Source organism: Cryobacterium sp. 10I5 (assembly GCF_035019865.1).
GTDB lineage: Bacteria > Actinomycetota > Actinomycetes > Actinomycetales > Microbacteriaceae > Cryobacterium > Cryobacterium breve_A.
On the sequence record NZ_JASJVI010000111.1, the window covers coordinates 1 to 9,394 of the forward strand.

The window sequence follows — 9,394 nt, forward strand, 5'->3', positions numbered from 1 at the left end:
CCCCCTCGCCAAACGCGCCCCGCCCTAACGAATTCGACGGAGATTTTGGGATCTGAACCGGTTTATCGAGCGTCTCACGTGGTGGAAACGCAAAATCTCCGTCGAATTGGTTCACACGCGGCGGCTGCGCGTCGGGTCACGGGCGGCCGCCAGACGGGACTGGCCGGGCAGGGGAGTTGGCTGGCTCGCGGAGCGAGGGGTCAGACGACGACGCGGGCGGCGATGTCCGTGCGGAACTGCGCGCCCTCGAGGGTGATCTCGGCGAGGGCACTGTACACGCGGCTGCGGGCCTCGGCGAAGCCGTCACCGAGCGCGACGACACTCAGCACCCGGCCGCCGGTGGAGACGAGTCTTCCGTCGACGAGGGCCGTCGCGGCGTGCGCGATCGTGACGCCGTCGACAGCGGATGCCGCATCGAGGCCCGTGATCGCCCGCCCGGTCACCGGGGTCTCCGGGTAGTTCTCACTCGCCAGCACGACAGTCACGCAGGACGCGTCGGAGAACACCGGTCGGGCCAACCCGCCGAGCCCGCCGGTGGATGCCGCGAGCAGCAGCCCGGAGAGCGGCGTCACGAGCCGGGGCAGCACGACCTGGGTCTCGGGGTCACCGAAACGCGCGTTGAACTCGATGACGCGGATGCCGGCATCCGTCAGAATGAGGCCGCAATAGAGCAGCCCGATGAAGGGGGTGTCCTCGGCGGCGAGGCGGCGGACGGTCGGCAGGGCGATCGTGTCGAGCACCTCGTCGACGAAGGCCTGTTCGCTGCCGAAGCCGGCGTCGAGCCAGGGCAGCGGCGAGTATGCGCCCATGCCGCCGGTGTTCGGGCCGAGGTCGCCGTCGGCGAGGCGCTTGTAGTCCTGTGCGGGGGAGAGCGGCAGCACGGTGTGGCCGTCGCTCAGGAAGAACAGGGACACCTCCTGGCCGGCGAGGAATTCCTCGATGAGCACGCCGCCGTGCTGCAGCCAGTGCTCGGCGTGGGCGAGGGCGGCGACACGGTCTTCCGTGACGAGCACTCCCTTGCCCGCGGCGAGGCCGTCGGCCTTGACGACGTAGGGCGCCCCGAACTCGTCGAGGGCGCGGGTCGCCTCGGCGAGGGTGCCGGCGCGTTCGGCGCGGCCGGTCGGCACGCCGGCCTCGTCCATGATGCGCTTGGCGAAGGTCTTGCTGCCTTCGAGGGCGGCGGCGGCGCGGCCCGGGCCGAACACCGGGATGCCCTGTGCCCGCAGCGCGTCGGCGACGCCCGCGACGAGGGGAGCCTCCGGCCCGATCACGACGAGGTCGACCCCGTGCTCGATGGCGTACTCGGTGACGGCGCCGGGCACGTTCGGGTCGAGCGCGACCACGGGCACCGCGGCGGCAATGCCGGCGTTGCCGGGCGCGGCGACGACCTCGTGGCGGGGCTCCTCACGGAGCAGCGCGGTGATGATGGCGTGCTCGCGGGCACCGGAACCGAGGACCAGAATTCTCACCGGTTCAGGCTACCGGATGCCGGTCACACCCCGACCTCGCACGCCGGCTCCCTCGGCGCACCTGTGGCCGGTGCGGACAGCTGTTGCCGGTGTGCGAGCCGCAATTGTCCGCATCGGTAACAGGTGCACCCAACCCCGAGTCGCGTGACCCGTTCCGCCGGGGGGGGGGGGCTAACTCAGGAAGACCTGGCGCGCGCCTGAGACCTGCGCCCGAAAATACGCGGCGGAGCAGACCACGGGCGGCGGATCTCCTGAGTTAGCCACCACCGGGCAGGCGCAGGGGGCGAGGAGGCGCACCGGCGCGTGGCGAATCCGGGCCGGTCGGCGCCGGGAACCCGGCAGAATGGGGGAATGGCAAAGGCGAGGATCGACGACGGGGTGGGCCGGGCCGCGGTGCGCGGCTACGCTGCGGATGCTGCGGGCGCGAGCCGGGACATCCGCGCGCTCGCCGTGCGCTACACCCTGCAGTTGCTCTCAGAGGAGGCCAACGGCAACACCCTCGAGGTGCGCGTGCCGCCGTTCGGCGCCGTGCAGTGCATCGCCGGCCCCCGGCACACCCGCGGCACCCCGCCCAACGTCGTCGAAACGGATGCCGCGACCTGGCTCGCCCTCGCGACCGGCGAGCTCGCGTGGTCAGACGGTCTCGCGAGCGGGCGCATCCACGCGAGCGGACAGCGCGCCGACCTCTCCGCGCACCTGCCGCTGCCCCTCACGCTCGCCCCCTGAGTCTCCCCACGCTTCCCCGCTTCCGTGGGTTCAGGCGAGGATCGCGGCGACCTCGGCGCGAGTCGGCATCGAAGCCGTCGCGCCGGCCCGGGTGACCGAAACGGATGCCGCGACCGTCGCCCAACGAATGGCGTCGATCATCGCATCCTCCGAAACTTCGACGCGGGCACGCGCGGTGTCCGGTCGCACGGCACCCGCGACGGCCGCATCCGAAGCGCCTGCAGCAGCGTTGGCATCCGCCGCATCCGCCGCATCCGCAGCATCTGCGGCGCCTGAAGTACCCGCTGTACCTGCGGCACCCTCGGCGAGCCGCGCGACGAGCGCGCCGACGAACGTGTCGCCGGCACCCGTGGTGTCCACGGGGCGCACCGGCCGGGCGGGCGCGAGCCCGAGCGCGACGCCGCCCCTGGCGACGACGCAACCCTCATCGCCGAGCGTGACGATCGCCCAACCCCGGCGTGCGCTGAGGGACTCTGCCGCGCGTGCGGCATCCGCTTCACCCGTGAGCTCCTCGGCCTCGAGGCGGTTGGCCACGACGAGGTCGACGCCGGCGAGGAACGCCGCGGGCAGCGGCACGACCGGAGCGGGGGTGAAAACCGTGAACGTCCCAGACGCCCGCGCGACCGCGAGCCCCTCGATGAGCGTCGACACGGGCAGCTCACACTGAAGCACGAGGAAGTCCGCCGCCGCGATCGCGGCGCGCTGGCCTTCGTCGAGCGCCGTCACGGCGGCGTTCGCGCCCGAGACGACGACGATCGAGTTCTCGCCGGAGTCGAGCACGGTGATGTGCGCGGTGCCGGTCGGCCCGTCGACAGTGTCGAGACCATCCACGCGGATGCCTTCGCTCACGAGCAGTGCCCGGAGTTCCGTCCCGTAGGCATCGCGTCCGACCGCCCCGAGGAAATCGACCGTACCGCCCTGCCTGGCTGCGGCAACCGCCTGGTTGAGTCCCTTGCCACCGGGCACGAGGGCGAAGTCGTGGCCGAAGATCGTCTCGCCGGGGCGGGGGAGTCGCGGCTGGCGCACGACGAGGTCCATGTTCGCGCTTCCGAGCACCGCAATCCTGTTCACCCGTCCAGTGTCGCACCCGCGCCGGTTTCGGCGGCCCGCGCCCGCAGGCATCCGCGCCCGCGCCGGTTTTGGCAGGCCGCGTCCGAAACGGCGGTAGCGGTTTGCCGAAACCGGCGCGGCGGCGACCGCACTCCCGTGTTCTCCCGGCGCACTCCCCGGGCGCGCGTGCGAGAATATCCCCATGAGCGCAACCGAGCAGCCAGGGAACGACATCGCCCCCGTGCAGCCCGCCCCGGGCACCGCAGTCCCCGAGATCCTCGTCGGCCAGGCAGCGGCCACCGTGCGGCGCTCCCCGCGCTACCTCAACTTCATGATCGTCGGTGCCGTCCTCGGGGCGGTCACCGCACTCATCCTCACCGTCGGTTTCCCCCAGACGGCCGAATTCGGGCTCCTCCAGGTCTTCGGATTCCTCCTCCTCGTCGGAGTGGTCGTCGGCCTTGCCCTCGGCGCCCTGGTGGCGATCCTGATCGACCGATTCACCGGTCGCTCGGTCCAGACGGTCGTCGTCGATAGACTGGGCGTCTACGGCGCGAGCGTTGAGAACGCTCCTGCCGAGGCAGACGACCCCCCAACATCCAGCGCTAATACGCTGTAAAGATAGTTAAGAGGCATCGATTTGGCTGGTGGCGACGGACTTCTCGGTCACGATCTCTTGCAGGGCGAGAAGGGGCCACAGGATGCCTGTGGTGTCTTCGGCGTGTGGGCTCCCGGCGAAGAGGTGGCCAAGCTCAGCTACTTCGGGCTGTACGCCCTCCAGCACCGCGGCCAGGAATCGGCCGGAATCGCGACGAGCGACGGCACCAAGATCCTGATCTACAAGGACATGGGCCTGGTCTCGCAGGTCTTCAACGAGGCCGCCTTGAGCACCCTCCTCGGCCACATCGCCGTCGGGCACACCCGCTATTCGACCACGGGATCCTCGAGCTGGCAGAACGCCCAGCCGACCCTCGGCCGTACCTCGAGCGGCACCGTCGCCCTCGGCCACAACGGCAACCTGACCAACACGGCCGAGCTGCTCCAGCTCGTCCACGAGCGCTACCCGAAGGTCGAGGGTGAACTCGCCCGCGGCAATACCACCGACACCGCCGTGATCACGGCGCTCTTCACCGGGGACCTCGACCACACCCTCGAGGCCACGGCCCTCGAGGTGCTGCCCCGGCTGCGCGGCGCCTACTGCCTCGTCTTCATGGACGAGACCACCCTCTACGCCGCGCGCGACCCGCAGGGCGTGCGGCCGCTCGTCCTCGGCCGGCTCGAGCGCGGCTGGGTCGTCGCCTCCGAGACCGCTGCCCTCGACATCGTCGGGGCGAGCTTCGTGCGCGAAGTCGAACCCGGGGAGCTCGTCACGATCGACGAGAACGGTCTCCGCTCGCAGCGGTTCGCCGAGTCCAAGCCCGCCGGCTGCGTCTTTGAATACGTCTACCTCGCCCGGCCAGACACCACGATCGCCGGTCGCGGCGTGCACGAGGCGAGGGTCGAAATGGGCCGCCGGCTCGCCGCAGAGCACCCGGTCGAGGCCGACCTCGTCATCCCGACCCCCGAGTCGGGTACCCCCGCCGCGATCGGCTATGCGGCTGCCTCCGGGATCCCGTTCGGCCAGGGCCTCGTCAAGAACTCCTATGTCGGCCGCACCTTCATCCAGCCGTCGGAGACCATCCGCCAGCGCGGCATCAAGCTCAAGCTCAACCCGCTCAAGGCCGTGATCAAGGGCAAGCGCCTCATCGTCGTCGACGACTCGATCGTGCGCGGCAACACCCAGCGCGCCCTGGTCAGCATGCTCCGCGAGGCCGGCGCCGCCGAGGTGCACGTGCGCATCTCGAGCCCGCCGATCACCTGGCCCTGCTTCTACGGCATCGACTTCGCCTCCCGGGCCGAACTCATCGCGACCGGCCTCGGCGTCGACGAGGTGCGTCAGGCCATCGGCGCCGACTCCCTCGGCTACCTCTCCCCGGAGGGCATGATCGCCGCGACCGAGCAGCCGCGCGAGCGCCTCTGCACGGCCTGCTTCACGGGCGTGTACCCGATCCCGCTCCCCGACTCCCTGCACCTCGGCAAGAACCTGCTCGAGCGCACCGCCCCGGCCGGATCGACCGATTCGACCCGGTCGACGGCGTCCACCGGGTCCCCGGTCGTCGCGAGCGCGGCATCCGTTGCCGCAGCAGAGGCCAACCGCACATCCGACGGATGCGACCCGGGCCCCGACGCCGAGTACGAACCGCTCCTCGATCCGGCTTCGATGCGGGCGAGCACGCGAACCCCCGTGCGCGGCACCCAGGGACAGTTCATGATCGGCGATCCAGGAAGACAAGAATGAGCAACGCATCGTACGCGGCAGCCGGAGTCGACACCGAGGCGGGTGACCTCGCAGTCTCGCTGATGAAGGCGGCCGTGTCGCGGACCCACGGCGCGGAAGTGCTCGGCGGTTTCGGCGGTTTCGCCGGGCTCTACGACGCTTCGTTCCTCACGGCCTACAAGCGCCCGCTGCTCGCGACCTCGACCGACGGCGTCGGCACCAAGGTCGCGATCGCCCAGGCCATCGACAAGCACGACACCATCGGCCAGGACCTCGTCGGCATGGTCGTCGACGACATCGTCGTGGTCGGCGCCCGCCCGCTGTTCATGACCGACTACATCGCCTGCGGCCGGGTCGTGCCCGAGCGCATCGCCGAGATCGTCGGCGGCATCGCCCGCGCCTGCGCCGAGACCGGTACCGCCCTCATCGGCGGAGAGACCGCGGAGCACCCCGGACTCCTCGGCCCCGACGACTACGACGTCGCGGGCGCTGCCACCGGCGTCGTCGAGGGCGACCAGGTGCTCGGCGCCGAGCGCGTCCGCGCGGGCGACGTCGTCGTCGCGCTCGCCTCATCCGGCCTGCACTCTAACGGCTTCTCGCTCGTCCGGCATATCCTCGCCGAACGGGGCATCGGCTACACCGACACCTCAAGCGAACTCGGCGGGGTCGTCGGCGAAATCCTTCTCGAGCCGACCCGGCTCTACACCGGCCCGCTGCTGAGCGTGCTCGCCGACCCCGAACTCGCCGGAGCGGTGCACTCGCTCAGCCACGTCACGGGCGGCGGCATCGCCGCGAACCTCGCGCGCGTGCTCCCGATCGGTGCGTGGGTCGAAGTCGACCGGTCCACCTGGTCGCCCGACCCCGTCTTCCGGGTGCTGAGCGCCTTCGCCGGCAGCACCCTCGAGAGCTCCGAAGGCACCTGGAACCTCGGCGTCGGCATGTTCGCCGTCGTCGCAGCGGATGCCGCGTCCTCGGTCATCGCGAGCCTCGCGGCCGACGGCATCCCGGCCTGGGTCGCCGGACGAGTGTCCACGGCCCCGCACGACCTCACCGGTTTCGTGCAGGGTGCCAAGGGCGTCAACGGCGGCGCCGTGCGACTGGTCGGCGGCTACGCGGCCTGACCCGCCCGCGCGCGTCGCGGCATCCGTCGAGCGTCCCCGCCCGCGGCCGTCGCCCGCGCCGAACGTCGCCGGATGCGCCGAGAGTCGCCCATGTGCCGGGTCGCCTCGGCGGAAACGGCGACAGTCGACGTGTAACGCCGTCGCGTATGAGCGAATGCTGCCAACTCGCTGGGTGCCGCGCGCTCAGCGCGGTGCGGGTTCCGGCGCACACAAAACGGGCGCCGAGAGCGGCGCCCGTGACAGTGGACGGCGGTCAGGCGCGCTTCTGCTCGTCTTCGGTCGCGTAGGTGTCGACGTATCGGTCGGGTTCCTCGGAGGTACCCGGCTCGTACTCCGGCCACTTGGCCAGGTCCTCGTCGAGACGCTCGTCGTCCACGGGATGCCCCGTGAGCTCGCGTTCGAGCGCGTTGTAGTTGGTGTCCGGGCTGAAATACTTCAGCTCACGGGCGACCTTGGTGTGCTTTGCTTTTTGACGGCCGCGCCCCATGCGAGACCCCCTAACGATGCCAGGCCAGGTGAGGAATGAGTCACCCGGGAGTTGCCGAACGGAATGGTGAAAACTAGGCGCTAGTTTAGCATGGTGGGCCTGAAGGCCCGATTGTGGCTCGGAGGATGAACCGCTCCGCACACAGTGATCTTACGCCGGACGTACGCTGGTGAAGAGGGGGACGCGATGTCGAGTGACGCGAGCGTTCCCGTCGTCATCATCGGAGCGGGGCAGGCGGGCCTCGCGGTCGCGTACTACCTGCGCACATTCGAGCTGGTTCCGGGCCGCGACTTCGTGCTCTTCGACCGTGGCCCGCACGCGGGCGGCGCATGGCAGCACCGCTGGGCGGGACTCCGTCTCGGATCGGCGCACCGGGTGAACGACCTGCCCGGCATGAGCGAACTCGGCCTGAGCTTTGCGACGGCCGACCGCACTCGCCCGGCCATGGACGTCGTCACCGAGTACTACCGCCGCTACGAAGAGCACTTCAACCTCAGGGTCGTGCGACCCGTCACCGTCACCGCCGTGTTCAATCGCAGTGCAGACCTCGTGATCCGGAGCGCGTCGCCCGGGTTCGGCGACCACGAGACCACCGCCCGTCTGCTCGTCAACGCCTCGGGAACCTGGGGCGCCCCGTTCGTGCCGCACTACCCGGGGGCCGCAAGCTTCGCCGGTCAGCAGCTGCACACCTCGGGCTACCGGGCGGCCGGGGACTTCGCCGGCCGGAGGGTCGTGGTCGTCGGTGGCGGCACATCCGCTATCGGTTTCCTGCTCGAGCTCGAACACGTCGCCGCCGAGCTGACCTGGGCCTCGCGGCGCCCGATCGACTGGGTGCACACCGAACAGCTCGACCTCGAGGGGGCCTCGGCCGCCGTCGCCGCCCAGGACGAGGCGGCCCGGTCCGGTCGGGCGTTGCCGAGCATCGTGAGCGGCACCGGCGTGCCTGTGAGCCGCCGGATCGCCGCGGGGATCGAGCGCGGGGTGCTCACCGCCCGGCCGATGTTCGCGAGCATCGAGCCGACCGGGGTGCGCTGGGCAGACGGCAGCTTCACGGAAGCGGACGTGATCATCTGGGCGACCGGGTTCCGGCCCGAAGTGCGGCACCTCGCGCCGCTGAGGCTTCGCGCCAAGGATGGCGGGCTCGTCGTCGGGTCGGGGGCGAGCTGGACTGACCCGCGGATCTTCCTCGCCGGGTACGGGCCGCAGGCGAGCACGATCGGCGCGCACCGGGCCGGCCGGGTGATCGCCCGCCAGGTGCTCGCCCTGCTCTGACCTGTTCTCGTTCATAACTCCGGCACATTCCGGCCGACCCGGCGGACTACCGCGGAATTCCGGGGGTGACGTCCCGCCGGGGTGGAATTTGCAGGAGTTATGCCTGCAGGGGCAGGTACCGGCTCAGCGCGCGAGGAGGTAGCCGGCGGCGCAGACCGCGATGCCGAGCAGCAGGGTGCCGACGAGGTTGAGCACGGCGGAGCGCCAGCGTCCCTTGAGTGCGAGGTCGATCGTTTCGACGCTCCAGGTGCTGAACGTCGTCAGGCCGCCGCACACCCCGGTCAGGAGCACGAGCCGCAGGTCGCTGCTGAGCACGGCGCGCTCGGCGAGCCCGAGGATCACGCCGCCGAGCAGTGCCCCGGCCACGTTGACGATCAGCACGCCGATCGGCAGGCGGCCCGGTCCCACCGGGAGCGCGCGCGACACGAAGTACCGCACCACGGCTGCCGCACCGCCGCCGGCGACCACGGCGGCGAAGACGAGGGCGTTCACGAACGGGCCCCGGCATCCGCGGAGGGGAGATGACGGATGCGCCCGCCGAGCCAGACGCCGAGCAAGGCCGCAGGGAACCCCAGCAGCAGTGTCGCGAGCAGGTACAGGCCCGCGAGCGACCACGACGAGGCCGCGCCGAGGGAGACGAGGGACACCATCACGGCCGAGAACGTGGTGAAGGCGCCGAGCACGCCCGGGCCGAGCACGAGCTTGAGCCAGGCTGGCACCGCGGGGCGGGTCCAGAGGCCGGCGACGAGCCAGCCGAGCACGAACGCCCCGAGGGTGTTGATGATCAGGGTGCTGACCGGGAACTGGGTATCGCTGTGCGGCAGCGCACGGTCGATGCCGAGCCGCAGGGCCGTGCCGATGATGCCGCCGGCGAACACGGCCAGTGCGTTCCGCACCGGGTTATTTGCGCTTCCGGCGCCGGGCGCCGGGGCGGGCGGGCTGCCCGGGGCGACCC

10 protein-coding genes are annotated in these 9,394 nt (G+C 71.1%); 5 read left to right on the plus strand and 5 right to left on the minus strand.

All coding sequences use genetic code 11. The annotated features are described in order from the left end of the window. Positions 1–200: 200 nt before the first annotated feature. The gene (gene purD, locus QN350_RS17715) at positions 201–1,469 is read right to left on the minus strand and encodes a phosphoribosylamine--glycine ligase (RefSeq protein ID WP_322138667.1); all 1,269 of its coding nucleotides are present in this window, start codon (positions 1,467–1,469) and stop codon (positions 201–203) included. Positions 1,470–1,820: 351 nt separating this feature from the next. Between purD and QN350_RS17720 the strand changes: the two genes are divergently transcribed. Then, positions 1,821–2,195, plus strand: coding sequence for a sterol carrier family protein (locus tag QN350_RS17720; RefSeq protein WP_322138668.1), 375 nt, complete (start codon positions 1,821–1,823; stop codon positions 2,193–2,195). Between the two features lie 30 nt (positions 2,196–2,225). On the opposite strand, the gene QN350_RS17725 is transcribed toward QN350_RS17720, so the two are convergent. Next, positions 2,226–3,266, minus strand: a complete 1,041-nt coding sequence (locus tag QN350_RS17725) for a ribokinase (RefSeq protein ID WP_323502964.1) — start codon at positions 3,264–3,266, stop codon at positions 2,226–2,228. A gap of 181 nt (positions 3,267–3,447) precedes the next feature. On the opposite strand from QN350_RS17725, the gene QN350_RS17730 reads away from it, so the two are divergent. From QN350_RS17730 to purM, 3 genes are read left to right on the plus strand one after another with little or no spacing between them, the layout of a single operon-like run. After that, on the plus strand, positions 3,448–3,861 hold the full coding sequence (locus QN350_RS17730; RefSeq protein ID WP_281533750.1) for a hypothetical protein: 414 nt from the start codon (positions 3,448–3,450) through the stop codon (positions 3,859–3,861). 21 nt (positions 3,862–3,882) lie between these two features. Then, a complete protein-coding gene (purF, locus tag QN350_RS17735; RefSeq protein ID WP_322138670.1) occupies positions 3,883–5,580 on the plus strand; it encodes an amidophosphoribosyltransferase in 1,698 nt (565 codons plus the stop codon). Beyond that, positions 5,577–6,680 (plus strand): phosphoribosylformylglycinamidine cyclo-ligase, encoded by a 1,104-nt coding sequence (purM, locus tag QN350_RS17740; RefSeq protein WP_281533752.1) that lies wholly within the window; start codon positions 5,577–5,579, stop codon positions 6,678–6,680. The genes purF and purM overlap by 4 nt, the downstream gene beginning before the upstream one ends. A 253-nt stretch (positions 6,681–6,933) precedes the next feature. On the opposite strand, the gene QN350_RS17745 is transcribed toward purM, so the two are convergent. Next, on the minus strand, positions 6,934–7,167 hold the full coding sequence (locus tag QN350_RS17745; protein WP_134446236.1) for a DUF3073 domain-containing protein: 234 nt from the start codon (positions 7,165–7,167) through the stop codon (positions 6,934–6,936). 186 nt (positions 7,168–7,353) lie between these two features. Here QN350_RS17745 and QN350_RS17750 point away from each other — a divergent pair, with 186 nt between their 5' ends. Continuing rightward, on the plus strand, positions 7,354–8,439 hold the full coding sequence (locus QN350_RS17750) for an NAD(P)-binding domain-containing protein (protein WP_323502965.1): 1,086 nt from the start codon (positions 7,354–7,356) through the stop codon (positions 8,437–8,439). A 123-nt stretch (positions 8,440–8,562) separates the two neighbouring features. On the opposite strand, the gene crcB is transcribed toward QN350_RS17750, so the two are convergent. Further along, positions 8,563–8,931 carry a fluoride efflux transporter CrcB gene (gene crcB / locus QN350_RS17755; protein ID WP_134533244.1) on the minus strand — a complete coding sequence of 123 codons (369 nt, stop codon included), beginning with the start codon at positions 8,929–8,931 and terminating at the stop codon, positions 8,563–8,565. After that, a partial coding sequence (locus QN350_RS17760; RefSeq protein ID WP_323516989.1) for a CrcB family protein occupies positions 8,928–9,394 on the minus strand: 467 nt, incomplete at its 5' end. The genes crcB and QN350_RS17760, both read right to left, overlap by 4 nt.

What these genes read in the sequence shown, in the direction of transcription:
- QN350_RS17720 (WP_322138668.1), top strand. Translation starts at nt 1,821, where the DNA reads ATGGCAAAGGCGAGGATCGACGACGGGGTGGGCCGGGCCGCGGTGCGC.
- QN350_RS17750 (WP_323502965.1), top strand. Translation starts at nt 7,354, where the DNA reads ATGTCGAGTGACGCGAGCGTTCCCGTCGTCATCATCGGAGCGGGGCAG.
- purM (WP_281533752.1), top strand. Translation starts at nt 5,577, where the DNA reads ATGAGCAACGCATCGTACGCGGCAGCCGGAGTCGACACCGAGGCGGGT.
- QN350_RS17730 (WP_281533750.1), top strand. Translation starts at nt 3,448, where the DNA reads ATGAGCGCAACCGAGCAGCCAGGGAACGACATCGCCCCCGTGCAGCCC.
- QN350_RS17745 (WP_134446236.1), bottom strand. Translation starts at nt 7,167, where the DNA reads ATGGGGCGCGGCCGTCAAAAAGCAAAGCACACCAAGGTCGCCCGTGAG.